The organism is Odoribacter sp. N15.MGS-14, assembly GCF_000980245.1.
Taxonomy (GTDB): domain Bacteria; phylum Bacteroidota; class Bacteroidia; order Bacteroidales; family Marinifilaceae; genus Odoribacter; species Odoribacter splanchnicus.
The window spans coordinates 1-352 of record NZ_LARE01000213.1 but is presented as its reverse complement, the minus strand read 5'-3'; the positions used below and the strand labels follow the sequence as shown (position 1 = coordinate 352).

Below are 352 nucleotides of genomic sequence, written 5' to 3'. Positions count from 1 at the left end.
GCGAACGCGGGGAACTGAAACATCTCATTACCCGCAGGAGAAGAAAACAAAAAGTGATTCCCCCAGTAGTGGCGAGCGAACGGGGAAGAGCCCAAACCGCTGCCGTTTCGGCGACAGCGGGGTCATGGGACCGCGAGATTCGACGGAAGACGAAGTGCAATTACCTGGAAAGGTAAGCCGTGGAGGGTGATAGCCCCGTGCACGACACCTCTTTCTTAGATAGCGGTATCCCGAGTAGGGCGGGACACGAGAAATCCTGCCTGAATTCGCCAGGACCTCCTGGCAAGGCTAAATACTCCCGAGAGACCGATAGTGAACCAGTACCGCGAGGGAAAGGTGAAAAGTACCCCGA

1 rRNA gene is annotated in these 352 nt (G+C 56.2%); it reads left to right on the top strand.

The features are described 5' to 3' along the window. Positions 1 to 352, top strand: a 23S ribosomal RNA gene (locus tag WS34_RS15220); the annotation flags it as partial.